The sequence below is a fragment of the Methylobacterium sp. E-025 genome (genome assembly GCF_022829705.1).
Lineage (GTDB): Bacteria > Pseudomonadota > Alphaproteobacteria > Rhizobiales > Beijerinckiaceae > Methylobacterium.
In genome coordinates this window covers 1-26,314 of record NZ_JAKSYR010000037.1, presented here as the reverse complement: position 1 = coordinate 26,314, position 26,314 = coordinate 1, and the positions used below count along the sequence as shown (strand labels likewise).

Here is a 26,314-nt window from a genome sequence, read left to right as displayed (position 1 = left end):
CCGATCGGTTACAGGATGATGGAGACCAGCGATCAGGCGGATTATCCGCTCGCTCCGGCGACATTCGCGCGGGCGTTCGACTCGAGCCCGACGCCGATGCTGCTCACGGGGGCGACGCACGATAACAACCCGATCGTCTGGGTGAACGAGGCCTTCCTGAAGCTGTCCGGCTACGACCGCGACGAGCTTCTCGGGCGCAATTGCCGGATGCTGCAGGGCGCCGGCACGGACGCGTCGGAGGTCGCGCGCCTGCGCGCCGCGCTCGAGGCGGCCGAGCCGATCGAGTGCGAGCTCCTGAACTACCGCAAGGACGGCACCGCCTTCTGGAACAGCATGACCGTCAACCCGGTGCGAAACGCCGACGGACGGGTGACGTTCTTCTTCGCCGCGCAGGCCGACATGACCGACAAGCGCACCGTCGAGCAGGCGATGCGCGGCACCAACGACGAGCTGGAGCGCCAGGTCGGGCAGCGCACCGCCGACCTGCAGGCGGCCCTCGAGCAGAAGACCGCCCTGCTCCACGAGGTCGATCACCGGGTCAAGAACAACCTCCAGGTGATCTCGTCGCTGATGCTGCTGAAGGCCCGGCGCACGCCCGAGGGCGAGGCGCGCGATGCGCTCTCGAGCATGGCCGAGCGCATCGGCGCGCTCTCGACCGCCCACCGCATGCTCTACTCGGCCGGCGACGTCACCAAGTTCAACCTGTCGGACTTCACCGACGACTTCCTGTCCGATCTCAACGCCGGGCTCGATGCGGAGCGGACCCGGGTCGAGGCGCGGATCGACTCGATCGCCGTCTCCGCCGCGATGGCCGCGCCGCTCGCCCTGATGATCCACGAGCTGGCGACCAACGCCGTCCGCCACGCCTTTCCCGAGAACCGGAGCGGCCGCATCGGCATCACCGCGCAGCGCACCGACGCCGGCATGCACCTCACGATCGAGGACGACGGCGTCGGCCTCGATGCGGGGCCGGTGAACCCGGCGGGCTTCGGCCGGAACCTCGTCGAGATGGTGGTGCGGCAGCTGCGCGGCACGATCACGTGGCGCGATCGGGCGCCGGGCACCGTCGTCGAGATCGACATTCCCCTGGCGGAGGACGCGTGAGCGCCCCGGCCCTGCGCATCCTCGTGGTCGAGGACGAGGCGCTGATCGCCCTCGAGCTCGAGTTCCTGCTCGACGACCTCGGCTACGTCACGGTCGGCATCGCCGCCAGCTCGGCCGAGGCGATCGCGCTCGGGCAGTCCACCGCACCCGACATCGCGCTCGTCGACATCCATCTCGTCGACGGGCCGACCGGCGTCGACGTCGCCCGCGCGCTCAGCGCCGACCCGCGCACGACGGTGGTGTTCATGACCGCCAACGCCAAGCGCATCCCCGACGACTTCGCGGGCGCCTTCGGCGTGATCTCCAAGCCCTATTCCGAGCGGGTCGTGGCGAGCACCCTCGACTACGTGGCCGGCTGCCGCGCCGGGCGCGTGCCGGCCCCGCCCTGCCCGGACGGGTTCTTCCGCGCGCCCGGTTGAGCCGGGCTCAGCCGGCGGCCGCCTCGCGCTCGCGCTTGAGCCGGTAGAGCGCCTCCATCGCCTCGCGCGGCGTCAGCGCGTCCGGGTCGATCGCGTCCAGCAGCAGGCCGAGCGCGTCGTCCGCCTCGACCGCCGGTTCCGGCAGAGGGGGCGGGGCGAGGCTCGCGAACAACGGCAGGTCGTCGATGCGCGGACGGCTGGGGCGCTCGCGCTCGGCCTTCTCCAGCCCCTTCAGGATCGCGCCGGCCCGCGCGACGACGCTGCCCGGAAGGCCCGCGATCCGCGCCACCTGGAGCCCGTAGCTGCGCTCCGCCACCCCCGGCACCACCTCGTGCAGGAAGACCACGCCGTCCCGGTGCTCGGCGACCTTCAGGGTGGCGTTGTCGAGCCGCGCCAGCCGCTGGCCCAGGGCGGTCAGCTCGTGGAAATGGGTGGCGAACAGCGCGCGGCAGGCGTTCGTCTCGTGCAGGTGCTCGAGGCAGGCCCAGGCGATCGAGAGCCCGTCATAGGTCGCGGTTCCGCGCCCGATCTCGTCCAGGATCACCAGCGAGTGCCGGGTCGCCTGGTTCAGGATCGCGGCCGTCTCGACCATCTCGACCATGAAGGTCGATTGCCCGCGCGCGAGGTCGTCGGCGGCGCCGACCCGGGAGAACAGGCGGTCGACGCGGCCAATCCGGGCCTGGAGCGCCGGCACGAAGGCGCCGATCTGCGCGAGCACGGCGATCAGGGCGTTCTGGCGCAGGTAGGTCGACTTGCCGCCCATGTTCGGGCCGGTGATCAGCCGGATGCGGCCGCGCCCCTCGCCCGAGAGGTCGCAATCGTTGGCGATGAAGGCCGCGCCGGATTTGCGCAGGGCCGCTTCGACCACCGGATGGCGGCCGCCCGCGATGACGAAGCTCAGCGACGCGTCGACCTGCGGTCGGCGCCAGTCGAGCTCCACTGCAAGCTCGGCGTGGCTCGCGGCCACGTCGAGGGCGGCCAGGGCCTCGGCGATGCCGCCGATCGCCTCGGCCTGCGCGACGATGCGGGCGGCGAGGTCGTCGAACACGGCACCTTCCAGGGCAAGCGCCCGCTCGGCGGCCCCGGAGATCTTCTGTTCCAGCGCGCCGAGCTCGACGCTGGTGAAGCGCATGGCGTCGACCATGGTCTGGCGATGCACGAAGTCGCGCATCAGGCCCTTCAGGCAGGCTTCGCCGACCGATTGCGGCACCTCGATGAAGTAGCCGAGCAGGCCGTTGTGCTTGATCCGCAGCGTGCGGCACCCGGTCTCCTCGGCGTAGCGCGCCTGCAGGGCCGCCACGACCTTGCGCGAGTCGCTCCCGAGCAGGCGGGCCTCGTCGATGTCGGGATGGTAGCCGGCGCGGACGTATCCGCCGTCGCGGCGGTTCAGCGGCAGCTCGTCGGCGAGGCTCGCGCGCAGCATGTCGAGCAGATCGCGATCGGCGCGGGCGAGGATGCCGCAGAGCCGCGCCAGATCCTCCGGCAGGTCGCGTCCGTCCGACAGGCGCGCCCCGAGCGCCAGCGCCACGTCGAGCCCGTCGCGGATCGCGGCGAGGTCGCGCGGGCCGGCCCGGCCGAGGCCGGTGCGGGCCAGCGCGCGGGCGAGGTCGGGCGCGCGGGCGAGCGCGTCGCGCAGCGTCGCGCGCAGGGCGCGATCCTCCACCAGCCGCGCCACCGCCTCGTGTCGCCGCGCGATGGCGGCGAGGTCGGTGAGCGGCCCGGCCAGATGCTCGGCCAGGAGCCGCGCGCCGTTGGCCGAGACGGTCCGGTCGATCGCGTCGAGGAGGCTGCCCGCCCGCTCGCCCGAGAGCGTGCGCGTGAGCTCGAGGTTCGCGCGCGTCGCCGCGTCGATCGCCAGCGTCGTCCCGGCCTCCTCGCGGGTCGGCACGCTCAGGGGCGCGCGGGCGGCGAGCTGGGTGCGCGCGACGTAAAGCAGCGCCGCTCCGGCGGCGGCGATCTCGGCGCGGGTGAAGGCGCCGAAGCCGTCGAGCGTCGCGACGCCGTACTGCTCGCGGATGCGGCGCTCGGCCGAGGCCGGCTCCAGCTCCGCCTGGGCCAGGGGCACCACCGCCGCCCGCGTCTCGGCCCAGAGCCGGGCGAGCGCCGGATCGGTGTGGATGGCCTCCGACAGGACGATCTCGCGCGGATCGTGCCGGGCGATCGCGCCGGCGAGGTCGGCGCCCGCAACCTCGCTCAGGGCGAAGCGCCCGGTGGAGATGTCGATCGCCGCGAGCCCGTAGGCGAAGGCCGTGTCCGAGACCTTGCGACGGCCGACCGCCAGCAGCAGGTTGGCGCTGCCCGGATCGAGCAGGCGGTCCTCGGTGATGGTGCCGGGGGTGACGAGGCGCACGACCTCGCGGCGGACCACCGATTTCGGGCCCCGGCGCTTGGCCTCGGCCGGATCCTCGGTCTGCTCGCAGACCGCGACCCTGTGCCCGAGCCCGATCAGCCGGCTGAGGTAGTCGTCGGCGCGCTCCACCGGCACGCCGCACATCGGGATGTCGGCGCCGCCGTGCTTGCCGCGCTTGGTCAGGACGATGCCGAGCGCCCGCGAGGCCGTCTCGGCATCGGAGAAGAACAGCTCGTAGAAGTCGCCCATCCGGTAGAACAGCAGGCAGTCCGGGTTGGCGGCCTTGATCTCGATGTACTGCGCCATCATCGGCGTCGGGCCGGCGACCTCCGCGGTGCCTGATCCGGCGACGTCGGCGAGGTTTCGGGCTGAGCTGCGGGCCATGAGACGGCTCTTAGCAGACGCGTCCGGGTTTGATCAGCGGCCGCCCGCCGGATCGCTGGGGAGAAGGCCGGACGCTGCCGGCGACGCAACGAACGAAGGAAGCCGGCGCCATGGGGCGCCGGCTTCCTCGCATCGCTCCGAGGCGGATCGATCAGTAGCGCGGGCCGCCGACCGTGTTGCCGAGGTTCTGCTGGTAGCCGCGCATCGCCGGGTTGCGCGCATTCGGGTTCCCGTGGCGCATGGTATTGCGGCGGCGCATCATGCGCTCGGCCTTGGTGGAGTGGTGATGACGGTAGTGGCGGCGATAGGCGACCGCGTCGGTCGTGCTGCCGGCGACGATGCCGGCCTGCGGCATCGCGGGCGCGGCGGAGACGGAGATCGACCCCAGGCCGAGGCCGCCGAGAAGCAGTCCGGTCGCAAGGGTCAAGGAAAGACGTGTCATCAAGAATTCTCCAGTCCGCGCTCATGCGCTGCCGGGCTATAAGTTCAAGCGCCTCAAGTCGTTCCAGGCATCGGCCGTGGAATCGTGCCGTCGAAGGAGGATTAATTTCTTGGCTAAATCGGGATTGTTCGCGGACTTGAATCGTAGCGCCGCCCGATCGTCACGGTAGGACGATCGCGATGCCATCCGCCCCGACGTCTGCTCTGTCCCCGCTCAGCCCCCTGCCGATCGATGCGGCGCTTCCCGCCCTGCGCGCGGCGCTGGCATCCTCGAACGCCGCCGTGCTGGTCGCTCCGCCGGGTGCCGGCAAGACGACGCGGGTGCCGCTCGACCTCCTCGACGCGCCCTGGCTCGGCTCCGGCAAGATCATCGTGCTGGAACCGCGCCGTCTCGCTGCGCGTGCCGCGGCCGATCGCATGGCCGGCACCCTGGGCGAGCGCGTCGGCGACACCGTCGGCCTGCGCGTCCGGCTCGGCTCGAAGATCTCGGGCCGCACCCGGATCGAGGTCGTGACCGAGGGGGTCTTCGGCCGCATGATCCTCGACGACCCGGAACTGTCCAGCATCGGCGCGGTGCTGTTCGACGAATTCCACGAGCGCTCGCTCGATGCCGATTTCGCCCTCGCCCTCGCCCTCGACGCGCAGGCCGGCTTGCGCGACGACCTGCGCATCCTGGTCATGTCGGCGACGCTCGACGGCGCCCGCGTCGCGCGCCTGCTCGGCGACGCGCCGGTCGTGGCGTCCGAGGGACGCGCCTTTCCGGTGGAGACCCGCTACGCCGACCGCGATCCGAACCGCCGGATCGAGGACGCGATGACGGACGCGATCCTGCGTGCGCTGCGGGCCGATCCGGGTTCGGTCCTGGCCTTCCTGCCGGGCCAGGGCGAGATCCGCCGCGTCGCCGCGGCGCTGGAAGGCCGCGTCGGGCCCGAGGTCGCGGTCGCGCCGCTCTACGGCGCGCTGATGCCGGCCGAGCAGGACCGGGCGGTGTCGCCGGCCGCACCCGGCGCGCGCAAGGTGGTGCTGGCCACCAGCATCGCCGAGACCTCGCTGACGATCGAGGGCGTGCGCATCGTGGTCGATTCCGGCCTCGCGCGGGTGCCGGTCTACGAACCCGGGCTCGGGCTGACCCGGCTGGTGACCGCGCGCGCCTCCCGCGCCTCGGTCGACCAGCGCCGCGGCCGCGCGGGCCGGACCGAGCCCGGCGTGTGCTGGCGGCTCTGGGCCGAGGCCGGAACTAGCGCGCTCGAGCCGTTCACCCGCCCCGAGATCGTCTCGGCGGACCTGGCCGGCCTCGTGCTCGATTGCGCCGAGTGGGGCGTGACCGATCCCGGCACCCTCGCCTTCCTCGACCCGCCGCCGGCGCCCGCCCTGAAGGAGGCGCGCGCGATGCTGCGCGACCTCGATGCGATCGACGCGGACGGGCGCCTCACCGAGACCGGGCGGCGCCTGCGCGCCCTCCCCCTGCCGCCGCGACTCGCCCGCATGGTGGTCGCCGCCGCCGGCCTCGGCGCCGCGGCGGCCGCCGCCGACCTCGCCGCCGTCCTGGTCGAGCGCGGCCTCGGCGGCGACGCGGTCGACCTCGCCGACCGGGTCGAGCGCTTCCGCCGCGACCGCGGCCAGCGCGCCGCCGACATGCGCCGGATGGCGCAGGGCTGGGCACGGTCGGCCGCGGCATCCGGCGATCGCGAGGCTCCCGAGCCGAGCGCCGGATCGTTGCTGGCGCTGGCCTATCCCGACCGGGTCGCGAAGGCGCGCGGGCGCGAGGGCGAGTTCGTGATGGCCAACGGCCGGGCCGGGCGCCTCGACTCCGCCTCCCCGCTCGCCCGCGAGCCGTTCCTCGTCATCGCCGACATCGTCGGCGCCGCCGGCAACGCCCGCATCCTCGCCGCCGCCGCGATCGACCTCGACGCGATCGAGGCCGGCTTCGCCGACCGGATCGAGCGCGTCACGCAGGTGACCTTCGACGCGGCGGCACGGGCGCTGCGGGCCCGCAGCCTGCGCCGTCTCGGCGCCGTCACGCTCGGCGAGCGCACGCGCCCAGTTCCGCCGGATCTCGACTCGGCCAAGGTCCTCGCCCGCGGCATCGCCGGGCTCGGCCTCGAACGCCTGCCCTGGACCCCGGCACTGACGCAGTGGCGCGCCCGCATCGCGTTCCTGCGCGCGGCGGAAGGCGGCAACTGGCCCGATCTGGCGGACGGCGCCCTCGCCGGGACGGTCGAGGACTGGCTCGCGCCCGCCCTCCTCGGCCGCCTCGGCCTCGACGCCGTCGCCGCCAGCGACCTCGGCGAGGCGCTGCAGGGGCTGCTGCCCTGGCCCCTCCGGGCCCGCCTCGACGCCGAGGCGCCGACCCATGTCGAGGTGCCGACCGGCTCGCGGATCCCGATCGACTACGAGGCCGAGGGCGGCCCCGTCCTGGCCGTGCGGGTGCAGGAGCTGTTCGGGCTGGTGACGCATCCGACCATCGGCCGGGTGCCGCTCGTGCTCCACCTGCTCTCGCCCGGTCACCGTCCGGTGCAGATCACCCGTGACCTCCCGGGCTTCTGGCGCGGCTCCTGGAGCGCCGTGCGCACCGAGATGCGCGGCCGCTATCCGCGCCACCCCTGGCCGGAGAACCCGCTGGAGGCGCCGCCGACCCGCCGCGCCAAGCCGCGCGGCACATGAGCGCGAACGGCAGGTGACCGGTGACAGGTGACAGGCGGCGGGCGCGATGCGACCGTGACACGAAGCCGGGCGCGACCGCCCGCCGCGAGATCGAGACTCCGCCCGCATGCCGACCGAAGAACCGCAGAATCCCGAAGCCGGGCAGCCCGAGGGCGACGGCTGGACGCCGATCCACGACACCGGCTTCATCGCCCATGTCGGCCCGGTCTACGTCCGCGACGGCGCCTACGCGTTCCGGGCCGCCGACAAGCACGCCAACCTGATCGGCGTCGTCCACGGCGGGATGCTGATGAGCTTCGCCGACCGGGCGCTGGGCGAGACCGCGATGCGGGCGGCCGACGGGGCGAACTGCGTGACGATCCAGATGGAGATGCAGTTCGTCGACACCGCGCGGCTGGGCGACTGGATCACCGTGGCGCCGGAGGTGATCAAGCGCACCGGCTCGCTCGTCTTCCTGCGCTGCGAGCTGCGGCACGCGGCGCGCGTCGTCGGCGTCGCCTCCGGCGTCTGGAAGATCCTGCGCCGGCGCCCGGAGGCGCCCCCCGTTCCCGGACCGACCGGCGACGCTATCTGAGAGCGTCATGACCACCTCCGACGATCCGACCCTGAGCCGCCTCGGCGCGGCCCTGGCCGACCTGCCCAGGCGCGGCCTGCCGCCGGTCGAGACCTGGAACCCGCCCGATTGCGGCGCGATCGACATGCGCATCGCCGCCGACGGCACGTGGTTCCACGCCGGCACGCCGATCCGCCGCCCGAAGATGGTCAAGCTCTTCGCCTCGATCCTGCGGCGCGAGCCCGACGGCACCACCGTCCTGGTCACGCCGGTGGAGAAGGTCTCGATCGTAGTGGAGGATGCGGCCTTCGTCGCCGTCGAGATGGCGGTCGACGGCGCGGGCGAGGCGCGCCGCATCAGCTTCCGCACCAACGTCGACGACCTCGTGCCCGTCGACGCCGAGCACGAGCTCCGCTTCGCGCAAGGCGAGGCCGGCGCGCTCAAGCCCTATCTCCACGTCCGCCGCGGCCTCTGGGCGCTGGTGACGCGGGCGCTCACCTACGACCTCGTCGCCCTGGCCGAGGAACGCGACCTCGACGGCGCCCCCTGGCTCGGGATCGCCGCCGGCGGCCGCTTCCACCGCATCGCCCCGGCCGATGCGGCGTGAGCATCGTGGGCAGCCCGACCCGCGACGCGGACCTCGCCGACTTCCTGGCGCGCGCCGAAGCGCGTCTCGCGCGCGACCCGCCCGGGCCGGACGACCCGACCTCGAACCCGCGCGGCGACCACAGCCTGGAGCCCGACGGCAGCGCCGTGATCCCGCCGCCGCCCCATCGCCGGGCGGCCGTGCTGGTGCCGGTCGTCGCGCGCGACGCCGGCCTCGCGATCGTGCTGACGCAGCGCGCCGCCCACCTGCGCGACCATTCCGGCCAAGTCGCGCTGCCCGGCGGCAAGATCGACCCGACCGATGCGAGCCCGCACGCGGCGGCCTTGCGCGAGGCCGAGGAGGAGATCGGCCTGTCGCCGGCGCGCGTGCGGATGCTGGGCTACCTCGATCCCTACCTGTCCGGCACCGGGTTCCTGGTGGCGCCGGTGATCGGTCTGATCGACCCGGAGGCGCGCCTCGCGCCGAACCCGGCCGAGGTCGACGCGATCTTCGAGGTTCCCTTGGCGGTGCTCGCCGACCGCGCGCGCTACGAGCTGCGGATGCGGGTGTGGCAGGGGCGCGAGCGGCGATTCTACGCCCTCCCCTACGGCGAGCGGCTGATCTGGGGTGTGACAGCGGGCATCCTGCACAACCTCGCCGAACGGCTCGATTTCGGGCGGCCGAAGGCCCAATCTTAAGCCGCGCGGGGATCGCCCGCGCCCAACGATCGGGTGCCATGCTGCGTCGCTTCGTGGAGGAGTTCGGGCTCTTCCTGCTGCCCTTCGGGCTGTTCTTCGCCTACCTGCTGCTCGTCGGCCGCAACCCGCTGCAGCGGGCGCACTGGGACGCGCAGGCCTTCCGCCTCGTCCTGGCCGGCTTGGCCGTGGTGATCGCCTCGATGGTCGCCTCGGGCCTGTTCTCCGAGCGCCATGCCGCCGGCTTCGTGCCGACCCACATGGAGAACGGCCGCCTGGTGCCGGGCGAGTTCCGCTGATGCGCAGCCTCGACCCCGAGGGCCCGGCACGGCTGCTCGCCAGGCCGGAGGTGCGGGCGGCGCTCGGCGCCCTGGACCAGGCCGGCGAGGAGACCCGCCTCGTCGGCGGCTGCGTCCGCGACGCGCTCCTCGGGATCGACGCCGCCGACATCGACCTGGCGACGACGCTGCTGCCCGACGCCGTGATCGCCCGCGCGCGGGCGACGGGCCTCAAGGCGGTTCCGACCGGGATCGAGCACGGCACCGTCACGCTGGTCGTCGCCGGCCGACCGGTCGAGGTCACGACCCTGCGCGAGGACGTCGAGACTGACGGGCGGCACGCGGTCGTCCGCTTCGGCCGCGACTTCGTGCGCGACGCCGAGCGGCGGGACTTCACGGTCAACGCGCTCTCGCTCGGGGCCGACGGTACGCTGCACGACACCACCGGCGGCCGCGCCGACCTCGCGGCCGCCCGCGTCCGCTTCATCGGGGACCCCGCGACCCGGATCCGCGAGGACGCCTTGCGCATCCTCCGGTTCTTCCGCTTCCATGCCCGCTTCGGCGAGGGCCGACCGGACGCGGACGCGCTCGCCGCCTGCATCGCCGCGCGGGCGGCCCTCGACGGCCTGTCGCGGGAGCGCGTGCGATCGGAATTCCTGAAGCTTCTGGCCGCGCCGCATGCGCTCGAGGCAGTCGATGTCCTCGCCGAGACCGGCCTCCTGGCCCGCATCACCGGGGGCGTCGCCGAGAGGGGGCGTCTGTCGCGCGCGATCGCGGCCGGCGCTCCGACGATCCACCGGCTCGCCGCCCTTTCCGTGACGACGCGGGCGGATGCCGAGCGCCTCGCCGAGAGCCTGCGCCTGTCCAAGGCCGAGCACGTCGCCCTCGAGGCTTATGCCCGCGCCCTCGCCGCGCTGAAGACCCGGGCCGTGATCGACATTCCGGCGCTGCGGGCGCTCGCGGCCGAGCACGGAACGGCGGCCCTGGGGGCGGCGCTGGCCGTCGTCGCCGGCGAGCCGCGGCCGGTGATCGGGGCCGACGCCGCGGCTGCCTGGAGGGACATGAAGGACGGCCCGGCCCCGGTCCTGCCGGTGACCGGCGCGATCCTCGTCGCCCGCGGCATCCCGGCCGGGCCGCGGATCGGGCTCGCCCTGGCGGCGGCGCGCCGGCGCTGGCTCGACCAGGGCTGTCCCGTCGGCCCGGAAGCGGCCGAGGCGCTGATCGCGCACGTCCTCGACATGGAAAAGCCCGCCGAACCGCACCGGTGACGGCGGTTCGAGCGGGCTTCGGGGAGCCTCGGCCGAGAGCGGCGAACGGCTCAGAGCTTGAGGAGGTTCTTGGTCTCCTGGAGCTGGACGATCTGGCCGTTCAGCTCCTCGCGCTTCTGCAGGTCCTCGGTGGCGTCGCGCTGCAGCTCGGCCGCCTCGATGTCGCGGTCGAGGGATTCCGGGGTCAGCTCCTCGATCGGCGCCGCGCGCTCGGCCAGCACCGTCACCCCGGTCGGGCCGATGTCGGCGAAGCCGCCGCGGACGTAGATGCGCTTGCCGCTGTTGGCGCGCTCGGTGACCACGATCACGCCGACGCGGAGCGAGGTCAGGACCGGAGCGTGGCCGGCGAGGACGGTCATCTCGCCCTCGGTGCCGGGAAGCTGCACCGACTCGACCTCGCCGGAATACAGCGACCGCTCGGGGCCGACGAAATCGAAGTGGAAGGTGGCCATGCGCTCGGAATCCCGACGTTTGTCATTCCCGGCACGCGGCCTGCTGAAGGCTGCGTGCCGACCTGAGAGGTTAGGCCCTGCGCCGGTCCGTGGCGAAGCCGAGGCCGAAGCCGACCAGAGCGCCGATGCCGGCGAACAGGCCGATATGCTGCATCTGACCGGTGGCCAGCTCGCCGCCTCGGGCACCGGCCGGGCGGTCGCCCTGCACCTCGACCGAGAGCGGCCCGATCTTGAGCTCGGCCGCCTCGGGCCGCGTGACGTAGCCGACGAGGCCGCCGGCCAGGAGGCCGACGACCAGAAGGACGATCTTGCCGTTCAAGACCTCAGGCGGCCTTCAGCTTCTTGGCCTTGGCCTGGGCGTCCTCGATGGTGCCGACCATGTAGAAGGCCGCCTCCGGCAGGTCGTCGTACTTGCCCTCGACGAGGCCCTTGAAGCCCTTGATGGTGTCTTCCAGCGGCACCTGGATGCCCGGCGAGCCGGTGAAGATCTCGGCCACCGAGAACGGCTGCGAGAAGAAGCGCTCGATCTTGCGGGCGCGGGCCACGGTCAGCTTGTCCTCTTCCGACAGCTCGTCCATCCCGAGGATGGCGATGATGTCCTGGAGCGACTTGTAGCGCTGCAGCGTCTGCTGGACCTTGCGGGCCACCTCGTAGTGCTCCTCGCCGAGGATCGCCGGCGAGAGCATGCGCGAGGTCGAGTCGAGCGGGTCCCCCGCCGGGTAGATGCCCTTCTCGGCGATCGAGCGCGACAGCGTCGTGGTCGCGTCCAAGTGGGCGAAGGAGGCGGCGGGCGCCGGGTCGGTCAGATCGTCGGCCGGCACGTAGATCGCCTGCACCGAGGTGATCGAGCCCTTGTTGGTGGTGGTGATGCGCTCCTGCAGGGCGCCCATGTCGGTGGCCAGCGTCGGCTGGTAGCCCACCGCGGACGGGATGCGGCCGAGCAGCGCCGACACTTCCGAGCCGGCCTGGGTGAAGCGGAAGATGTTGTCCACGAAGAACAACACGTCCTGGCCCTGGTCGCGGAAGTCCTCGGCGATGGTGAGGCCGGTGAGCGCGACGCGCGAGCGGGCGCCGGGCGACTCGTTCATCTGGCCGTAGACCAGCGCGCACTTGGAGCCCTCGGCCGAGCCGTTATGCTCCTTCGGGTCCATGTTGACCTTGGACTCGATCATCTCGTGGTAGAGATCGTTGCCCTCGCGGGTGCGCTCGCCGACGCCGGCGAAGACCGAGTAGCCCGAGTGCACCTTGGCGATATTGTTGATCAGCTCCATGATCAGCACGGTCTTGCCGACGCCGGCGCCCCCGAACAGGCCGATCTTGCCGCCCTTGGCGTAGGGAGCGAGCAGGTCGACCACCTTGATACCGGTGACGAGGATCTGCGACTCGGTCGACTGGTCGGTGTAGTCCGGCGCCGGCTGGTGGATGGCGCGCAGGCTGTCGGACTGGATCGGGCCGGCCTCGTCGATCGGCTCGCCGATGACGTTCATGATGCGGCCGAGCGTGTTGTGGCCGACCGGCACCATGATCGGCGAACCCGTGTCCGTGCATTCCTGCCCGCGGGTCAGGCCCTCGGAAGTGTCCATCGCGATGCAGCGCACGGTGCTCTCGCCGAGCTGGGCGGCGACTTCGAGAACGAGGCGGGCGCCGTTGTTCTTGGTCTCGAGCGCGTTTAGGATCTCCGGCAGGTGGCCGTCGAACTGGACGTCGACGACGGGGCCGATGACCTGGGTGATCTTGCCGACCTTGTTGGAGCCGGCGCCGGGGAGAGCGGTGTTTGCCATGATTGCGTGCCCTTGAAAGGTATGCGGTCGGTGCGCCGGTGAGGGCGCTTAGAGGGCTTCGGCGCCCGAGATGATCTCGATGAGTTCCTTGGTGATCATCGCCTGACGCGTGCGGTTGTAGATCAGCGTCTGCTTCTTGATCATCTCGCCCGCGTTGCGGGTCGCGGAATCCATGGCGCTCATGCGGGCGCCCTGCTCGGAGGCCGCGTTCTCTAGGAGCGCCCGGTAGACCTGGACCGTGAGGTTCTTCGGCAGCAGCGTCTCGAGGATCGCTTCCTCGGACGGCTCGAACTCCAGGGCCGAGTCGGCTGGCGCGCCGGTGGTGCTGGCGACGCCCTCGGGCAGCTCCGCCGGGATCAGCCGCTGCGCCGTCGGGATCTGCGAGATCACCGAACGGAACTCGGAGAAGAACAGCGTCGCGACGTCGAACTCGCCGGCCTCGTACCGGGTCAGGATCTTGTCGGCGATCTCGGCGGCGAAGGGGTAGTCCACCGGGCGGTTGCCGCGGATGTCCTGGCTCTCGACGATCTGCTCGCGGAACTGGCGGCGCAGCTGGTCGAGGCCCTTCTTGCCGACCGTCATCATCTTGACGGTCTTGCCCTCGGACGTGAGCTTGTCGGCATGGGCCCGCGCCAGGCGCGCGATCGACGAGTTGAAGGCGCCGCACAGGCCGCGGTCGCCGGTGCAGACGATCAGCAGGTGCGTCTGGTCTTTGCCGGTGCCGGCCAGCAGCTTCGGGGCGCCGACGCCGCCGACGAGGTTCCCGGCGAGGTTGCCGAGCACGGCCGCCATCTTCTCGGCGTAGGGCCGGCCGCTCTCGGCGGCCGTCTGGGCGCGCCGCAGCTTCGCGGCGGCGACCATCTGCATCGCCTTGGTGATCTTCTGCGTCGCCTTCACCGAAGTGATGCGGTTGCGCAGATCCTTCAAACTCGCCATCGGGTGGTCCGGTCTCTCAGGGCCTGTTCACGATCGGGCGCCCGTCGCCGGGCGCCCGATGCGGCGGGTTCTCAGTTCGCGAGCGACTTGGCCACGCCCTCGACCACGCTCTTCAGCTTGGCGGCGCTGTCGTCCGACAGGTCCTTCGAGTCGCGGATGGTGGAGAGCAGGTCGGCGTGCTTGGAGCGCAGCGCGGAGAGCAGCGCGTCCTCGAACGGGCGGACCTTCGCCACCGGCATCTTGTCGAGGTAGCCGTTGACGCCGGCGTAGATCACCGCGACCTGCTCTTCCATCTTCAGCGGCGAGAATTGCGGCTGCTTCAGGAGCTCGGTGAGGCGCGAGCCGCGGTTGAGCAGCTGCTGGGTCGAGGCGTCGAGATCCGAGCCGAACTGGGCGAAGGCCGCCATCTCGCGGTACTGCGCCAGCTCGCCCTTGATCTTGCCGGCGACCTTCTTCATCGCCTTGGTCTGGGCCGAGGAGCCAACGCGCGAGACCGAGAGGCCGACGTTCACCGCCGGGCGGATGCCCTGGTAGAACAGGTCGGTCTCCAGGAAGATCTGGCCGTCGGTGATCGAGATCACGTTGGTCGGGATGTAGGCCGAGACGTCGTTGGCCTGGGTCTCGATGACCGGAAGGGCGGTCAGCGAGCCGTTGCCGGCGGCATCGCCCATCTTGGCGGCGCGCTCGAGCAGGCGCGAGTGCAGGTAGAACACGTCGCCGGGATAGGCCTCGCGGCCCGGCGGGCGGCGCAGCAGCAGCGACATCTGGCGGTAGGCCACGGCCTGCTTGGAGAGATCGTCGTACGAGATCACGGCGTGCATGCCGTTGTCACGGAAGTACTCGCCCATGGCGCAGCCGGCGAACGGCGCGATGAACTGCATCGGCGCGGCGTCCGAGGCGGTGGCGGCGATGACGATCGAGTACTCCATCGCGCCCTGGTCCTCGAGGACCTTCACGAACTGGGCCACCGTCGAGCGCTTCTGGCCGATCGCGACGTAGATGCAGTAGAGCTTCGAGGTCTCGTCGCCGCCCGCGGCGTGGCCGGGCTTCTGGTTCAGAATCGTGTCGAGCACGATCGCGGTCTTGCCGGTCTGGCGATCGCCGATGATCAGCTCGCGCTGGCCGCGGCCGACCGGGATCAGGGCGTCGACGGCCTTGAGGCCGGTCGCCATCGGCTCGTGCACCGACTTGCGCGGGATGATGCCCGGCGCCTTCACGTCGACGCGGCGACGCTCGGTCGACTGGATCGGGCCCTTGCCGTCGATCGGGTTGCCGAGCCCGTCCACGACGCGGCCGAGCAGGGCCTTGCCGACCGGCACGTCCACGATCGCGCCGGTGCGCTTGACGGTCTGGCCTTCCTTGATGTCGCGATCGGAGCCGAAGATCACGATGCCGACGTTGTCCTGCTCGAGGTTGAGCGCCATGCCGCGCACGCCCGACTCGAACTCGACCATCTCGCCGGCCTGGACGTTGTCGAGGCCATAGGCGCGGGCGATGCCGTCGCCGACGGACAGGACCTGGCCGACCTCGGAGACTTCGGCTTCCTCGCCGAAGTTCTTGATCTGGTCTTTCAGGATCGCGGAGATCTCGGCGGCGCGGATGTCCATCGTCGGGCCCTTCAGTTCGTTCGAATCAGGTGTTTACGTGTGATGGCGGGAGCCGGAGCGTCCTCTCGGACGGCCTAGCGCGCTTCCCGCATCGCGAGACGGATGCCGTTGAGCTTGGTCCGGAGCGAGGCGTCGACCATGCGCGAGCCCATCTTCACGATGAGGCCGCCGATCAGGCTCGGGTCGACGTGCAGGTCGAGGTCGATCTCGGACTTGGCGACGTCGCGCAAGCTCGCCTTGATCTCTTCCAGCACCGCGTCGGAGGGACGCTCCGCCACCCGGACCTCGGCGCGGAGAATGCCCTTCGACTCGCGCACCAGGCTGCGGAACGCGGAGATCATGCCGGGCAGCGCGAACAGGCGGCGGTTGGCGGCCGAGAGGCGGATGAAGTTGGCGGCCAGGCCGGTGATGCCGGCCTTCTCGAGGATCGCGCCGATCGCGGCGGCCTGCTCCTCGCCGGAGAAGACCGGGCTGCGCACGAGGCGGCGGAGATCGGCGCTCTCCTTGAGCAGGGCGTCGAAGCGCTCCAGGCCCTCGGCCGTCGCATCGACCTGACGCTCGTCACGGGCGAGATCGAACAGGGCGGAGGCGTATCGACCCGACACGCCGCCGACCAGGGAACCCTCGGAACCGTTCTGCGCCACCCGTCGCTCTCTCTTGTTCCTTGGCCCTTCGGTTCCGACCGGGCCGCGCCGTACTGAGGGCGCCGGGCCGGAGACCGTCGGGAAATGGGATTGTGCCGGGCGGTCGGGGACCATGAAGATCCCTCGGCCGGCGCGGCGACCGCCTAGCATGGCAACCGGAGCCGCGCAAGGCGATCGGCCAGCCGCGGCGCCCCGGCCGAGCTTGCGCGAAAGCCGCGATCCGCAGGTGTCGATCAGCAGGCGAGGCGATCGCACCGGCGCGTGGCGGCGATCATCTTCGCCATCGCCCGCGCGCCCGGATGGCCGAGGATGCCGGCATTGCCGAGCACGTAGGACGGGGTCGCGTAGAGGCCGAGATCGGCCGCGATCCGCATCTGGCTCTTGAGCGCTTCGCGGACCTCGTCGCTGTCGGCGATCGTCTCCAGATCCGGGCCGGCGATGCCGAGCGCGGTGCCGGCGGCGAGCGCGCCGGGGCCGTCGATCTTGCCGGGCTTGCCGAGCAGCTGGCCGTAGAAGGCCCAGGCGGCCTCGGAGCCGAGCTTGCGCTGGACGGCCAGCGCCACCTTGGCGGCCTGCGCCGATTGCGGCGACAGGATCGGGTTCTGCACCAGGCCGATCCGAAGCGCCGGGTCGGCGGCGTGCAGCGCGATCACGTCGGCGGCGGCCTTGCGGCAGTAGGGGCAGTTGAAGTCGAAGAACTCGTACAGCGTCGTCTCGGCCTCGCGCGGGCCGACATAGGTGACGCCGCGCAGGGACGCGATCTGCCCGGTGATCTCGCCGGGCAGCACCGAGTTGGCGACCGCCCTGCCCTCGTCGCTCGTCACCGCGACCCGCTGCCCGTAGGACTGGGCGCGGGCGGCCCCGGCGAGGGCGACGCCGGCGGCGGCCGAGGTCGCGAGGAGGTGGCGGCGGGTGAAGGGCATGGCGGCGTCCGGGCGGCGGTGTCGAGCCCGCGCATCAGCCCGGCGATTCAGGCGATGTCGGGGCCTTCGGCCGGATTGTTTCGCCGCGGGATCCGTTCGGCGCGAATTCTCGTCAGCGCATGTCGCCCGGCCGCTCGCCGGCGGCCCAGGCCAGCGCCTGCTCGAGCCGGTCGTTGCCCCAGAAGAGCTCGCCGTCGTCGGTCAGGAAGGTCGGGGCGCCGAAGATGCCGCGCGAGCGTGCCTCCTCGCCGACGACGCGGAGCTTGGTCTTGTTGGCCTCACTCGCCGCCGCCTTGAGCTGCTGCGTCCCGTCGAGGCCGAGGCCGTTGAGGATCTCGACCACCGCCGCGGGCTCCGCGATCGAGCGGCCGTGCGCGAAGCAGGATTCGAACACCGCCTTCGAGAACGGCACCAGCCAGTCCTGGTCCTGCCCGAGGATCGCGGCGCGGGTCGCGCTGAGGCTGTTCTGCGGGAACGGATCGGGGCGGCGCACGGGCGGCAGGCCGCAGCGCGCGGCTTCGCGCTCCAGGTCGCGCCACATGTTCCGGCCCTTGGCCGGGTAGAGGTTGAAGGGGGAGCTGGTCCAGCCCTGCGAGGCGAAGATCGGCCCGACCAGGAACGGGCGCCAGCGCACGGCGACGCCGGCCGCCGCGGCCAGTCCCTCGATCCGGGCGGCGGCGAGGTAGGAATAGGTCGAAGCGAACTCGTACCAGAACTCGAGGGTCGGCTGGCGCGCCATGGTGATCGCTTCTCCGGGTCTGGATGTCGGCACGCAAATCTCGCACCCGTCGGTGTCGGGAGCGAGGCGGCATCGGGCGCGTGGACGAGGGTCCGCGACGCCCCGCACGCCTGATCGAACGTCCGTCCCGGCATGCCGGTTGCAGGCCGTTCCGGTTGCAGGCTTCGGGACGGCGCGATAAGCCGCCGCAACCCCCGGCCCGCCGCCCTTGGCCCCTCGCCTCCGGTCCGTCGCCCGAGGCCCTCGCCCCAGTCCATCGCCCCAAGTCCCTCGCCCCTGCCCATCGCCGCGAACACCCGAAGGTCCGCATGTCCGAGCCCGACAAGAAGCCCGTGAACAAGGTGGTGCTGGCCTATTCCGGCGGCCTCGACACCTCGATCATCCTGAAATGGCTGCAGACGACCTACGGCTGCGAGGTGATCACCTTCACCGCCGATCTCGGGCAGGGCGAGGAGCTGGAGCCGGCCCGCCGCAAGGCGGAGCTGCTCGGGATCAAGCCGGAGAACATCTTCATCGAGGACCTGCGCGAGGAATTCGTGCGGGACTACGTGTTCCCGATGTTCCGCGCCAACGCGGTCTACGAGGGCGTCTACCTGCTCGGCACCTCGATCGCCCGGCCGCTGATCGCCAAGAAGCAGATCGAGATCGCCGAGCGCCTCGGCGCCGACGCGGTCTGCCACGGCGCCACCGGCAAGGGCAACGACCAGGTCCGGTTCGAGCTCGGCTACTACGCCCTGAAGCCCGACGTGACGGTCATCGCCCCCTGGCGCGAATGGGACCTGAAGAGCCGCGAGCAGCTGATCGCCTTCGCGGAAGCGCATCAGATCCCGATCGCCAAGGACAAGCGCGGCGAGAGCCCGTTCTCGGTGGACGCCAACCTCCTGCACGCCTCCTCCGAGGGCAAGGTGCTGGAGGACCCGGCCGACGAGGTGCCGGACTACGTCTTCTCGCGCACGCTCTCGCCCGAGGAGGCGCCCGACACGCCGACGATCATCACCGTCGGCTTCGAGAAGGGCGACGCGGTCTCCATCGACGGCGAGGCGCTGTCCCCGGCCTCGCTCCTGGCCAGGCTCAACCAGCTCGGCCACGACAACGGCATCGGCCGGCTCGACCTCGTCGAGAACCGCTTCGTCGGCATGAAGAGCCGCGGCATGTACGAGACGCCCGGCGGCACCATCCTGCTGCCGGCCCACCGCGCGATCGAGTCGATCACGCTGGACCGGGGCGCGGCGCACCTGAAGGACCAGATCATGCCGCAATACGCGGAGCTGATCTACAACGGCTTCTGGTTCTCGCCCGAGCGCGAGATGCTGCAGGCGCTGATCGACAAGAGCCAGGAGAAGGTCACCGGCGAGGTCCGGCTGAAGCTCTACAAGGGCGGCGTCCACGTCATCGGCCGGACGAGCCCGCACTCGCTCTACGACCAGGACCTCGTCACCTTCGAGGAAGGCGCCGTCGCCTACGACCACCGCGACGCGGCGGGCTTCATCAAGCTCAACGCGCTGCGGCTGCGGACCCTGGCGCAGCGCAAGAAGCGGGACGCCTGAGGGCCTGCACCCTCCCCCGCGAAGGGGGAGGGAAGCCGCCGGGCGACCGCGGCCTAGGCGTAGTCGCCCGGCGCGATGTCGGCGTAGCGCAGGAAGATCTGCAGCGCCGGCTGGATCTCGTGGTGCAGGGCGGAATCCGGCACCGGCGTCGCGCCGTAGGGCGCCTCCGCGTCGACGCAGGGCACGTCCAGCGCATCGCTCCAGCGCACGGCGAGGTGCGGGATCAGCGCGAGGTGCTCGGCGGTGACGTCGAAGGTGATGTGCTCCGGCGTGGCGCCGTCCGCGTCGCGGAACACGTCGCCGGCCCGGCCCGGATCGAGCTTGGCCAGGGGGTTGTGGTACTGGTAGCGCCCGGGCTTGAGCACCGCGTGGCGGACGAAGGCGGCGAACGCCGCGCCGACCGCCCGGTGCTCCGCGTCGGCCCCCTCGTCGTCGCCGGTGACGTTGGCGATGTCGTCGTCCCGCGCGGTCGAGCCGTAGGGCGCGTCCGGGTGGATCATCGGCGCTCCCGCCCCGTCGGCGTTCCAGCCGACGACGAGGCGGCGGATCAGGGCGATCCGCTCCAGGGTGATCTCTGTGGTGCCGGTCTCGGCCATGGCGCTCGTTCTCGTTCGGATCACGCTCCCTAACCGCATCGGGCCGGCCTGCGAACCGGGGATCTGAAAAAACTCACCCCCTCAGGCAGCCCATCAGGCCCTCGACCTGCCCCATTCGGCCCTGGATGCGCTCGGCCTGCGCCCGCACCCCGCGCGAGGGCCGCCCGGCGCTGCGCCGGATCGGGTTCGGCAGGGTCGCGGCGAGCAGGGCCGCCTCGCCGCGGGTGAGGTCGCGGGCGTTCTTGCCGAACCAGTGCCGGGCGGCGGCCTGCGCGCCGTAGACGCCGTCGCCCCACTCGGCGACGTTGAGGTAGATCTCCATCATCCGCCGCTTGCCCCAGAGCGCGTCGAGGAGAAACGCGAGCGGGATCTCCAGCGCCTTGCGGAGGTAGGACCGGCCGGGCCAGAGGAAGACGTTCTTCACCGTCTGCATCGCGATCGTCGAGGCGCCGCGGCTCGGGCCGTCCTCGTCGTCGACCACGTCGCGCAGGGCCCCGACGTCGACCCCGTTGTCGAGGCAGAAGCGCTGGTCCTCGGAGGCGACCACCGCCTGGACCAGCGCCGGCGCGATCGCCGACAGCGGCACCGCCTCGCGAGCCACCGGCTGCAGCGTCAACCATCGCCCGAGCATCAGGGTTGAGGGCGGCGTCACCGCGCTATAGAGCAGCGCCAGCGCGAGCATGAGGACGATCCCGACCGCCGGGACGAGCAGGATGCGCCCGACGAGCTTCCGGACCCGCCGCGACGGTGGCGGCAGCTGCGGGCGCCCCAGCGACCTCAGGTCCCGCGCCTCGGTACTCTGCGCGTCGCGACCCGGCGCCGCTTTGCTATCGTCCGCCCGCACCGTGTCGCGTCCCACTCCCGCCAAGGCCCGTTCCCGATGACCTCAACGCAGGCTCACCCCGCTCCGGTCAAGTCGCAAGCCGCAGGCGACGGGTTTTCCCACAAGCTCGCCCGCGTGGCCGACACGGTGGAGACCTTCCTGGTCGAGCGCCTCGGCCCCGAGGTCGGCCCGGGCGAGATCGTGCGCCCGCCCCGCCTGATGGAGGCGATGCGCCATGCGGTGCTCGGCGGCGGCAAGCGCCTGCGCCCGTTCCTCGCGGTCGAGACCGCGCGCATGCTCGGCGGCTCCGAGGCCGGCGCGCTCGCGGCCGGCGCCGGCGTCGAGCTGGTGCACTGCTACTCGCTCGTCCACGACGACATGCCGTCGATGGACGACGACGACATGCGCCGCGGCAAGCCGACCGTGCACAAGGCCTACGACGAGGCCACCGCGATCCTCGTCGGCGACGCGCTGCAGACCCTGGCCTTCGAGATCGTGGCCGACCCGACCTGGCAGCCCGACCCGTCGATCCGTGCCGACCTCGTGCTCGGCCTCGCCCGCGCCTCGGGCTTGGGCGGCATGGTCGGCGGCCAGCTGCTCGACCTGACGGCGGAAGGCCGCTTCGGCCCGGTCTCCCTCGACGTGGACGACACGCTGCGGATGCAGGCGATGAAGACCGGCGCCATCCTCGCCTTCTCGGTCGAGGCCGGCGCGATGGTCGGCGGCGCCACTAGGGATGAGCGCGCCGCGCTGCTGCGCTACGGCCTCGCGCTGGGCCAGGCCTTCCAGATCGCCGACGACATCCTCGACCGCGAGGCCTCGCCGGAGGCGATGGGCAAGGCCACCGGCAAGGACAAGGACGCCGGCAAGGCGACCCTCGTCGACCGCCTCGGGCTCGACGGCGCCCGGGCCGAGTGCGACCGGCTGGTCGGCGTCTGCGAGGAGGCGGTGGCCCGCTGGGGCGACCGGGCGCGGACCCTGTGCGAGGCGGCCCGGTTCACGGTGACGCGGAAGGTGTGACGTTTCCAAAACGGTCGAATCAGGGCGCGCGTTTCGCGCCGGTTCGATCGGATCGTCCCACCCACGCCCTCATCCTGAGGTGCCCGCGTGAGCGGGCCTCGAAGGAGTTCTCCAGCACCCTCGCGATCTCTGGAGCGTTCCTTCGAGGCCTCCGCTTCGCTCCATCGCCTCAGGATGCGGAAGTGGGGTGGGACAGTCGAAGATCGGTAAGGCCGGTCGAAGTGAGTCGTTACGGCTCTCAATGACCCATCGATAAGAGGCGAACTCCATGACCACCTACAAGCTCCTGCTCCTGCCCGGCGACGGGATCGGCCCCGAGGTGATGGCCGGCGTCGAGACAGTGCTGACGGCGCTGGCCGAGACCGGGCTCGCCACCTTCGAGACCGAGACCGACCTCGTCGGCGGCTCGGCCATCGACGCCCACGGCAAGCCGCTCTCGGATGCGACGCTGGCCAAGGCCGACGCGGCGGACGCGATCCTGCTCGGGGCCGTCGGCGGGCCGAAGTGGAACGGCGTGGCCTACGAGATCCGCCCCGAGGCCGGCCTGCTGCGGCTGCGCAAGGACCTCGGCCTGTTCGCGAACCTGCGCCCGGCGATCTGCTACCCGGCGCTGGCCGACGCCTCGGCGCTCAAGCGCGAGCTGGTCGAGGGCCTCGACATCATGATCGTGCGCGAGCTCACCGGCGGCGTGTACTTCGGCGAGCCGAAGGAGATCACCACCCTGCCCGACGGCTCGAAGCGGGCCGTGGACACGCAGGTCTACACCACCGCCGAGATCGAGCGGATCGCGCACGTCGCCTTCGATCTCGCGGGCAAGCGCTCCGGCCGGGTCGCCTCCGCCGAGAAGCACAACGTGATGAAGTCCGGCGTGCTGTGGAAGGAGGTCGTCACCGAGGTGCACGCCCGCCACTACGCGGGAATCGCTCTGGAGCACGTGCTCGCCGACAACTGCGCGATGCAGCTGGTGCGGCGCCCGAAGCAGTTCGACGTGCTGGTGACGGACAACCTGTTCGGCGACGTGCTCTCCGACGTCGCCGCCATGCTCACCGGCTCGCTCGGGATGCTGCCCTCGGCCTCGCTCGGCGCGGTCGACGCGCGCGGAACCCGGAAGGCCCTCTACGAGCCGGTGCACGGCTCGGCGCCCGACATCGCCGGCCAGGACAAGGCCAACCCGATCGCGATGATCGGCTCGCTCGCCATGTGCCTGCGCTACTCGTTCGGCCTCGGCGAGGCGGCCGACCTCGTCGACGGCGCGATCACCGCGGCGCTGGCCGGCGGCGCGCGCACGGCCGACATCGCGAGCGACGGCGCCCCGGTGCTCGGCACCCGCGCGATGGCCGAGCTGATCGCGTCCGAGCTGCGCGTCCGCGCGGCCTGAGCGGCGGGACGCCACGCATGAAAAAGGGCGCGCAGCCCGTGCTGCGCGCCCCGATCGACTAGGTCCCGTGTCGGCTTAGTACGGGTTGCCGTAGCGCGCGACGTAGGAGGTCGGATCGATCGCGTCGATCGCCGAGAAGTCGACGTTGCGGATCGCGCTCGACCGGGCGCCGATGAACGGGCCGTTGGTGATCGGGTCGGGCAGGATGCCGCCGCCGTAGCCGTCGTTGCGGCCGTAGACCGGGTTGAGCTGGTTCGACTGCGCGATCAGGACCGGGTTGGTGGCCGGGTTGCTCACCGAGCCGTTGCCCGGCTCGACGACGTTGCCGGCATCGAGCCAGCTGCGCGGGCGGATGCGGATCGGCAGCGGACGGCTGACGCGGTAGCCCGGGGCGTAACCGTCCTGGGCCTGGACCGGCGCGGTGAAGCCGAGGCCGGTGACGGCGAGGGCGCCCAGCAGGGCGATCTTGATCAAGCGCATGACGCACCTTGTTTGAATGCGGGGTCGGGTATGGCGCCGAGAGATTAAGAATCCGGTGCCTGTTGCGGGGTAGACGCCCGAGCGCGGCCGCGGTTCCGGAAAAACGGCTCAGCTTGCGTGTTTTGCCGCATTGTCGCCCCAATCGCGCAAAGGGGCTCGCCGCCCCGATCACGCGAAGGGCTCGCTCAAGGGTGCTGCGGTTTCCGCGCGGGCGGCGTGCGGCGCGGCACGATCGAGCCGGTGCGGCCTTCCGGCTCCCCGGACGACAGCGCCCGGATCGGGTCGCAGTTAGCGTCGCGGCGGCCCTCCGCGTCGGCGAAGACCGCGCTCGTGGCCGGGTCGGCGCGCGCGTCGAAGGTGAGCGCGTCGAGGGTGCAGGCGAGCGTGCGCGGCTCGGGCGGCTGCCCGAGGGGCGCACAGAGCCAGCCGTCGATCCGCGCCGGCTGGGCCTCCAGGGTGACGAAGCCGGTGCAGATCCGGCGCCCCGCGCCCGACAGCGTCGCCTCCAGCGTCTCGACCGCACCGAATTTCGTGGCGATCCGCCCGCGCTGGCCGGTCCGGATCACCGAGAGGTTCGGGCCCTCCGCCGCCCGCCGGGCCAGGGTCACGAACAGGCCGGGCTGCGGCTCGGGGGCGTCCAGTGTCAGGGTGAGGCGCAGATGCGTCTCCTCGATCGCCGCGAAGTCGCCGCGGCCCAGCGTCTGCTCCTGCGGGCCGTGCCGCGGTTCGATCCGGGCGGCCTCGCCCGCCAGGTCGAGGCGCAGGCGCCCGGCCGTCTCGGCCGGGACGGCGGGCCGTGGCGCGAGCGTCATGGCCGGCACGAAGGCGATCCCGAGATCGGTGGTCGTGACGGAGGCCGGCGCCGGCTCGGGCGGACGCGTCCGGGCCGTCTCGCAGGACAGCACGCTCAGCGCGCCGATCGTCAGCACGGCGCCGACCGCTCGGCCGGCGAAGGCGACGAGCCGCCACCGCCGCGGCGCGGCCGCCGCGGGCGCGAGGCCGGGGAACGTCTCGTCTGTGGCCATCGGATGCGGTTGCGCCTCGGGAAAGCACCTGCATCCTCCGCCCGGATCCCTTCCCCGGTGGTTTCGATCCGCCGCCCGAGGCCGGCTTTCTCGGCACGCGGTGAATCGAACCTTGCCGCGGGGATGCATGACGAAGCGCGGGAGGCATGACGCCGCCTCCCTTGACAGGCGAGCGACCCCGGCGCCTTGCTCCCGCCTTCCGCAGGTCCCACCTTGCGACGTCGCGGGGCCGGCGGGTCATGGCCCGACGCGGGCGGCGGATGCCGGGATCGCGCGCGGCAAGCGGAGTCTGATCGAGATGGGTTACAAGGTCGCCATCGTCGGCGCCACGGGGAACGTGGGCCGCGAGATGCTGGACATCCTCGCCGAGCGGGCCTTCCCCGCCGACGAGGTCGTGGCTCTGGCTTCGCGCCGCAGCCAGGGCCAGGAGGTCTCCTTCGGCGACAAGATCCTCAAGGTCAAAGCCCTCGACACCTACGACTTCTCCGACACCGACATCTGCCTGATGTCGGCCGGCGGCGAGACCTCGAAGGAGTGGTCGCCCCGCATCGGCGCGCAGGGCTGCGTGGTGATCGATAACTCGTCGGCGTTCCGCTACGAGTCGGACGTGCCGCTGATCGTGCCCGAGGTGAACGCCGATGCGGTGGTCGGCTTCTCCAAGCGCAACATCATCGCCAACCCGAACTGCTCGACGGCGCAGCTCGTGGTCGCCCTGAAGCCGCTGCACGAGGCGGCGACGATCAAGCGCGTGGTGATCTCGACCTACCAGTCGGTCTCCGGCGCCGGCAAGGACGCGATGGACGAGCTGTTCAACCAGACCCGCGCCGTGTTCACGGCCGGCGAGGTGAAGCAGGAGAAGTTCACCAAGCGCATCGCCTTCAACGTCATCCCGCACATCGACGTGTTCATGGAGGACGGCTACACCAAGGAAGAGTGGAAGCTGGTGGCCGAGACCAAGAAGATGCTCGACCCCAAGATCAAGCTCACGGCCACCGCCGTGCGCGTGCCGGTGTTCATCGGCCACGCGGAGGCCGTCAACGTCGAGTTCGAGCGACCGATCTCCGCCGAGGAGGCGACCGCGATCCTGCGCTCGGCGCCCGGCATCCTGGTGATCGATAAGCGCGAGAACGGCGGCTACATGACCCCGCACGAGGCGGCGGGCGAGGACGCCACCTACATCTCCCGCATCCGCGAGGACGCGACGGTGGAGAACGGCCTGAACTTCTGGTGCGTCTCGGACAACCTGCGCAAGGGCGCCGCCCTGAACACGGTCCAGATCGCCGAGCTCCTGATCAACCGCAAGCTGATCGGGCGGGACAGGAAGGCCGCCTGAACGTCGTCCGACGATCGGGATCCATGATTGATCGAGGCGCCGTCCCGCTGGTCGGGCGGCGCCTTTTCATTTTTGCAGATCAGGCTGCCGAGCGATGAATCTCGATCTTGGACCGCACCTGCTCCTCGTCGCTCTCGCATCGACCAGCCCGGCGATCGCGAACGACGATCTGATGAAGCATCTGGCGAACCCGGCCGAGCAGGTGCTGCAGACGGTCGACTACGCCAACACGCGCTATTCGAAGCTCGACCAGATCAACGCGGGCAACGTCAAGAACCTCCAGGTGGC

Annotated in this window: 26 protein-coding genes and 1 pseudogene; 13 read left to right on the top strand and 14 right to left on the bottom strand. The window is 71.7% G+C overall.

Going from position 1 to position 26,314, the window contains the following annotated elements; genetic code table 11:
- Positions 1-15 precede the first annotated feature (15 nt).
- Both MKK64_RS02855 and MKK64_RS02850 read left to right on the top strand, forming a co-directional pair.
- Entirely contained in the window at positions 16-1,104 is a 1,089-nt protein-coding gene (locus MKK64_RS02855) for a PAS domain-containing protein (protein WP_243932164.1), read from the top strand.
- On the top strand, positions 1,101-1,523 hold the full coding sequence (locus MKK64_RS02850; RefSeq protein WP_243932163.1) for a response regulator: 423 nt from the start codon (positions 1,101-1,103) through the stop codon (positions 1,521-1,523). The genes MKK64_RS02855 and MKK64_RS02850 overlap by 4 nt, the downstream gene beginning before the upstream one ends.
- A 7-nt stretch (positions 1,524-1,530) precedes the next feature.
- Here the strand turns inward: MKK64_RS02850 and mutS are convergent, their stop codons facing one another.
- Both mutS and MKK64_RS02840 read right to left on the bottom strand, forming a co-directional pair.
- Positions 1,531-4,182: a DNA mismatch repair protein MutS gene (gene mutS, locus MKK64_RS02845; protein ID WP_409567838.1), complete on the bottom strand. Its 2,652-nt coding sequence runs from the start codon at positions 4,180-4,182 to the stop codon at positions 1,531-1,533.
- Positions 4,183-4,408: 226 nt separating this feature from the next.
- Positions 4,409-4,699: a hypothetical protein gene (locus tag MKK64_RS02840; protein ID WP_147729502.1), complete on the bottom strand. Its 291-nt coding sequence runs from the start codon at positions 4,697-4,699 to the stop codon at positions 4,409-4,411.
- 179 nt (positions 4,700-4,878) lie between these two features.
- Between MKK64_RS02840 and hrpB the strand changes: the two genes are divergently transcribed.
- From hrpB to MKK64_RS02810, 6 genes are all read left to right on the top strand, one after another.
- A complete protein-coding gene (gene hrpB, locus MKK64_RS02835) occupies positions 4,879-7,362 on the top strand; it encodes an ATP-dependent helicase HrpB (protein WP_243932161.1) in 2,484 nt (827 codons plus the stop codon).
- A gap of 106 nt (positions 7,363-7,468) precedes the next feature.
- Entirely contained in the window at positions 7,469-7,936 is a 468-nt protein-coding gene (locus MKK64_RS02830; RefSeq protein ID WP_147844603.1) for a PaaI family thioesterase, read from the top strand.
- 7 nt (positions 7,937-7,943) lie between these two features.
- Complete coding sequence (locus tag MKK64_RS02825) at positions 7,944-8,522, top strand: DUF1285 domain-containing protein (RefSeq protein ID WP_147728898.1); 579 nt, start codon at positions 7,944-7,946, stop codon at positions 8,520-8,522.
- Positions 8,519-9,199, top strand: coding sequence for a CoA pyrophosphatase (locus tag MKK64_RS02820; protein ID WP_243932160.1), 681 nt, complete (start codon positions 8,519-8,521; stop codon positions 9,197-9,199). The genes MKK64_RS02825 and MKK64_RS02820 overlap by 4 nt, the downstream gene beginning before the upstream one ends.
- Before the next feature lie 38 nt (positions 9,200-9,237).
- Positions 9,238-9,495, top strand: coding sequence for a DUF6111 family protein (locus MKK64_RS02815; RefSeq protein ID WP_147843531.1), 258 nt, complete (start codon positions 9,238-9,240; stop codon positions 9,493-9,495).
- Positions 9,495-10,742 (top strand): CCA tRNA nucleotidyltransferase, encoded by a 1,248-nt coding sequence (locus MKK64_RS02810; RefSeq protein ID WP_243932159.1) that lies wholly within the window; start codon positions 9,495-9,497, stop codon positions 10,740-10,742. The genes MKK64_RS02815 and MKK64_RS02810 overlap by 1 nt, the downstream gene beginning before the upstream one ends.
- Before the next feature lie 50 nt (positions 10,743-10,792).
- On the opposite strand, the gene MKK64_RS02805 is transcribed toward MKK64_RS02810, so the two are convergent.
- The 8 genes from MKK64_RS02805 to MKK64_RS02770 form a co-directional block, all read right to left on the bottom strand.
- Complete coding sequence (locus tag MKK64_RS02805) at positions 10,793-11,194, bottom strand: F0F1 ATP synthase subunit epsilon (RefSeq protein ID WP_147728188.1); 402 nt, start codon at positions 11,192-11,194, stop codon at positions 10,793-10,795.
- A gap of 70 nt (positions 11,195-11,264) precedes the next feature.
- Positions 11,265-11,513, bottom strand: coding sequence for a hypothetical protein (locus MKK64_RS02800; protein ID WP_243932158.1), 249 nt, complete (start codon positions 11,511-11,513; stop codon positions 11,265-11,267).
- 4 nt (positions 11,514-11,517) lie between these two features.
- Positions 11,518-12,975 carry a F0F1 ATP synthase subunit beta gene (gene atpD / locus MKK64_RS02795; protein ID WP_243932157.1) on the bottom strand — a complete coding sequence of 486 codons (1,458 nt, stop codon included), beginning with the start codon at positions 12,973-12,975 and terminating at the stop codon, positions 11,518-11,520.
- A 48-nt stretch (positions 12,976-13,023) separates the two neighbouring features.
- Positions 13,024-13,911 (bottom strand): F0F1 ATP synthase subunit gamma, encoded by an 888-nt coding sequence (locus MKK64_RS02790; RefSeq protein ID WP_243932156.1) that lies wholly within the window; start codon positions 13,909-13,911, stop codon positions 13,024-13,026.
- 71 nt (positions 13,912-13,982) lie between these two features.
- Positions 13,983-15,518 (bottom strand): F0F1 ATP synthase subunit alpha, encoded by a 1,536-nt coding sequence (atpA, locus tag MKK64_RS02785; protein ID WP_147728192.1) that lies wholly within the window; start codon positions 15,516-15,518, stop codon positions 13,983-13,985.
- Positions 15,519-15,592: 74 nt separating this feature from the next.
- Positions 15,593-16,162, bottom strand: a complete 570-nt coding sequence (locus MKK64_RS02780; protein ID WP_243932155.1) for a F0F1 ATP synthase subunit delta — start codon at positions 16,160-16,162, stop codon at positions 15,593-15,595.
- Between the two features lie 233 nt (positions 16,163-16,395).
- Positions 16,396-17,085: a DsbA family protein gene (locus tag MKK64_RS02775; RefSeq protein ID WP_243932154.1), complete on the bottom strand. Its 690-nt coding sequence runs from the start codon at positions 17,083-17,085 to the stop codon at positions 16,396-16,398.
- Between the two features lie 112 nt (positions 17,086-17,197).
- Complete coding sequence (locus MKK64_RS02770) at positions 17,198-17,824, bottom strand: 2-hydroxychromene-2-carboxylate isomerase (RefSeq protein ID WP_147729303.1); 627 nt, start codon at positions 17,822-17,824, stop codon at positions 17,198-17,200.
- A gap of 308 nt (positions 17,825-18,132) precedes the next feature.
- Between MKK64_RS02770 and MKK64_RS02765 the strand changes: the two genes are divergently transcribed.
- A complete protein-coding gene (locus MKK64_RS02765; protein WP_147729302.1) occupies positions 18,133-19,371 on the top strand; it encodes an argininosuccinate synthase in 1,239 nt (412 codons plus the stop codon).
- Between the two features lie 53 nt (positions 19,372-19,424).
- Here MKK64_RS02765 and MKK64_RS02760 read toward each other — a convergent pair whose 3' ends face one another.
- Both MKK64_RS02760 and mtgA read right to left on the bottom strand, forming a co-directional pair.
- A complete protein-coding gene (locus tag MKK64_RS02760) occupies positions 19,425-19,967 on the bottom strand; it encodes a hypothetical protein (protein WP_147729301.1) in 543 nt (180 codons plus the stop codon).
- Positions 19,968-20,040: 73 nt separating this feature from the next.
- Positions 20,041-20,649: a monofunctional biosynthetic peptidoglycan transglycosylase gene (gene mtgA / locus MKK64_RS02755; protein ID WP_405044393.1), complete on the bottom strand. Its 609-nt coding sequence runs from the start codon at positions 20,647-20,649 to the stop codon at positions 20,041-20,043.
- Between the two features lie 198 nt (positions 20,650-20,847).
- On the opposite strand from mtgA, the gene MKK64_RS02750 reads away from it, so the two are divergent.
- A complete protein-coding gene (locus MKK64_RS02750; RefSeq protein WP_243932153.1) occupies positions 20,848-21,810 on the top strand; it encodes a polyprenyl synthetase family protein in 963 nt (320 codons plus the stop codon).
- A gap of 268 nt (positions 21,811-22,078) precedes the next feature.
- Positions 22,079-23,188 carry a 3-isopropylmalate dehydrogenase gene (gene leuB, locus MKK64_RS02745; RefSeq protein WP_243932152.1) on the top strand — a complete coding sequence of 370 codons (1,110 nt, stop codon included), beginning with the start codon at positions 22,079-22,081 and terminating at the stop codon, positions 23,186-23,188.
- Between the two features lie 75 nt (positions 23,189-23,263).
- Here leuB and MKK64_RS02740 read toward each other — a convergent pair whose 3' ends face one another.
- On the bottom strand, positions 23,264-23,668 hold the full coding sequence (locus MKK64_RS02740; protein ID WP_243932151.1) for a hypothetical protein: 405 nt from the start codon (positions 23,666-23,668) through the stop codon (positions 23,264-23,266).
- A gap of 185 nt (positions 23,669-23,853) precedes the next feature.
- Positions 23,854-24,693, bottom strand: coding sequence for a hypothetical protein (locus tag MKK64_RS02735; protein WP_243932150.1), 840 nt, complete (start codon positions 24,691-24,693; stop codon positions 23,854-23,856).
- Between the two features lie 298 nt (positions 24,694-24,991).
- Here MKK64_RS02735 and MKK64_RS02730 point away from each other — a divergent pair, with 298 nt between their 5' ends.
- Together MKK64_RS02730 and MKK64_RS02725 are read left to right on the top strand one after the other, a co-directional pair.
- On the top strand, positions 24,992-26,026 hold the full coding sequence (locus tag MKK64_RS02730; RefSeq protein ID WP_147729787.1) for an aspartate-semialdehyde dehydrogenase: 1,035 nt from the start codon (positions 24,992-24,994) through the stop codon (positions 26,024-26,026).
- A 94-nt stretch (positions 26,027-26,120) separates the two neighbouring features.
- A pseudogene (locus MKK64_RS02725) lies at positions 26,121-26,314 on the top strand (PQQ-dependent dehydrogenase, methanol/ethanol family); the annotation flags it as partial.

Coding starts and splice junctions, on each gene's coding strand:
- MKK64_RS02855 (WP_243932164.1), top strand. CDS start 16: ATGATGGAGACCAGCGATCAGGCGGATTATCCGCTCGCTCCGGCGACA.
- mutS (WP_409567838.1), bottom strand. CDS start 4,182: ATGATGGCGCAGTACATCGAGATCAAGGCCGCCAACCCGGACTGCCTG.
- MKK64_RS02840 (WP_147729502.1), bottom strand. CDS start 4,699: ATGACACGTCTTTCCTTGACCCTTGCGACCGGACTGCTTCTCGGCGGC.
- hrpB (WP_243932161.1), top strand. CDS start 4,879: ATGCCATCCGCCCCGACGTCTGCTCTGTCCCCGCTCAGCCCCCTGCCG.
- MKK64_RS02830 (WP_147844603.1), top strand. CDS start 7,469: ATGCCGACCGAAGAACCGCAGAATCCCGAAGCCGGGCAGCCCGAGGGC.
- MKK64_RS02825 (WP_147728898.1), top strand. CDS start 7,944: ATGACCACCTCCGACGATCCGACCCTGAGCCGCCTCGGCGCGGCCCTG.
- MKK64_RS02815 (WP_147843531.1), top strand. CDS start 9,238: ATGCTGCGTCGCTTCGTGGAGGAGTTCGGGCTCTTCCTGCTGCCCTTC.
- MKK64_RS02810 (WP_243932159.1), top strand. CDS start 9,495: ATGCGCAGCCTCGACCCCGAGGGCCCGGCACGGCTGCTCGCCAGGCCG.
- MKK64_RS02805 (WP_147728188.1), bottom strand. CDS start 11,194: ATGGCCACCTTCCACTTCGATTTCGTCGGCCCCGAGCGGTCGCTGTAT.
- atpD (WP_243932157.1), bottom strand. CDS start 12,975: ATGGCAAACACCGCTCTCCCCGGCGCCGGCTCCAACAAGGTCGGCAAG.
- MKK64_RS02790 (WP_243932156.1), bottom strand. CDS start 13,911: ATGGCGAGTTTGAAGGATCTGCGCAACCGCATCACTTCGGTGAAGGCG.
- atpA (WP_147728192.1), bottom strand. CDS start 15,518: ATGGACATCCGCGCCGCCGAGATCTCCGCGATCCTGAAAGACCAGATC.
- MKK64_RS02775 (WP_243932154.1), bottom strand. CDS start 17,085: ATGCCCTTCACCCGCCGCCACCTCCTCGCGACCTCGGCCGCCGCCGGC.
- MKK64_RS02770 (WP_147729303.1), bottom strand. CDS start 17,824: ATGGCGCGCCAGCCGACCCTCGAGTTCTGGTACGAGTTCGCTTCGACC.
- MKK64_RS02765 (WP_147729302.1), top strand. CDS start 18,133: ATGTCCGAGCCCGACAAGAAGCCCGTGAACAAGGTGGTGCTGGCCTAT.
- MKK64_RS02760 (WP_147729301.1), bottom strand. CDS start 19,967: ATGGCCGAGACCGGCACCACAGAGATCACCCTGGAGCGGATCGCCCTG.
- mtgA (WP_405044393.1), bottom strand. CDS start 20,649: ATGCTCGCGCTGGCGCTGCTCTATAGCGCGGTGACGCCGCCCTCAACC.
- MKK64_RS02750 (WP_243932153.1), top strand. CDS start 20,848: ATGACCTCAACGCAGGCTCACCCCGCTCCGGTCAAGTCGCAAGCCGCA.
- leuB (WP_243932152.1), top strand. CDS start 22,079: ATGACCACCTACAAGCTCCTGCTCCTGCCCGGCGACGGGATCGGCCCC.
- MKK64_RS02740 (WP_243932151.1), bottom strand. CDS start 23,668: ATGCGCTTGATCAAGATCGCCCTGCTGGGCGCCCTCGCCGTCACCGGC.
- MKK64_RS02735 (WP_243932150.1), bottom strand. CDS start 24,693: ATGGCCACAGACGAGACGTTCCCCGGCCTCGCGCCCGCGGCGGCCGCG.
- MKK64_RS02730 (WP_147729787.1), top strand. CDS start 24,992: ATGGGTTACAAGGTCGCCATCGTCGGCGCCACGGGGAACGTGGGCCGC.